The following is a 1339-nucleotide window of genomic DNA, read 5'->3' on the forward strand; positions in this document are numbered from 1 at the left end:
ATTTATTGCCTTTTTGTCTGCTTTGACTTCTATTCGCTTTACTGCAGTACAATATGCGATATTCTCGTCGCTTATGACGTTGTTACCCAAAGTGCTGGGTGGTTATTCGGGTACTATCGTCGATAACACCAGCTATCCGTTCTTTTTTATTTTTACCTTTGCGATCGGTATACCCATTTTGGCACTGATTTATCTTGTCGATAAACATATTATTATCGGTGACAATGATGATATTTATAGTGACAACGATGATAATGGTAGCGGCGGTAATACTGTGACTGGTTTAACTAAAACCAATCCAAACCTAACCGATACTAAAGAGCCGCCACGCGCTACAGACTAGCGACAACGATTAGCTGTGTTTTGTCCCAAATTGTTAGACAGTATTTTTATGAGTAATCTATGACAGCGTTCACCATTTATCAAATAAAGCAGCAAATCTGGCAACTAACAAATGGTGATACAGGAGGGACGCTGCCATCATTCTGGCTAACGGATTGGTTGCTATATATCATCGATAAGCCAAGCTCATTTTTAATCACTGATGAGAACTACGAGCTATCTGATAGTGAGCTTGAGAGATATAATAATGGCATTGCCAAAATGCAGGCTGGCACACCGCTCGCGTATTTAACGGGACAGCAAGAGTTCTGGTCGCTTAGTTTTACTGTCAATAAGCACACTTTAATCCCTCGACCTGACACTGAAGTGTTGGTTGAACAAGTATTAAAGTGGATACAGTCTCAGCCAAAGAGCTTAGATAATATTAATAAGCCAAAGCGGCTGTTAGACTTAGGAACAGGTTCAGGCTGTATCGCTATCAGCTTAACGCATGAGTTAAAATATCAATTGAAACAGGATAGTTGGCAAACGGTCGCAGTTGATTTATCAGCAGAGGCATTGAAAGTTGCTAGACACAATGCCGCTGTTAATGATGTTGCCGATATTGAGTTTGTACAGAGCAGCTGGTATGGCAAGTTGTCTACTCAGGACGAAAGTTTATTTGATGTGATTGCCTCCAATCCGCCTTATATTGACGAGTCTGACGAGCATTTAGCACGTTTAGTAGCTGAACCGATTAGTGCGTTAAGTGCACCTAATCATGGATTAGCCGATATAGAGCATATTGTGCAGTATGCACCGAAATATTTACGTACAGGTGGACTGTTAGCGCTTGAGCATGGTTTTGATCAGGGCGCAACTGTCCGGCAAATATTGGCAGATAATGGCTTTATAGTCGTACAAACGGTGCAGGACTTTGGTGGTAATGATCGGGTGACGCTTGGACAAATTTGAAGATTGGCTTCAGTGTACAGTTTCTTAAGTAATAACTTTGGTA

At 41.2% G+C, this 1339-nt stretch carries 1 protein-coding gene and 1 pseudogene; both read left to right on the plus strand.

What is annotated here, in order from left to right; genetic code table 11:
• Nucleotides 1-343, plus strand: a pseudogene (locus ACS8FD_RS14785) (AmpG family muropeptide MFS transporter); the annotation flags it as partial.
• Nucleotides 344-402: 59 nt separating this feature from the next.
• Nucleotides 403-1296, plus strand: a complete 894-nt coding sequence (prmC, locus tag ACS8FD_RS14790; protein ID WP_439261475.1) for a peptide chain release factor N(5)-glutamine methyltransferase — start codon at nucleotides 403-405, stop codon at nucleotides 1294-1296.
• Nucleotides 1297-1339 lie beyond the last annotated feature (43 nt).

This window comes from Psychrobacter sp. 1U2, assembly GCF_051847575.1.

Coding starts and splice junctions, on each gene's coding strand:
- prmC (WP_439261475.1), top strand. CDS start 403: ATGACAGCGTTCACCATTTATCAAATAAAGCAGCAAATCTGGCAACTA.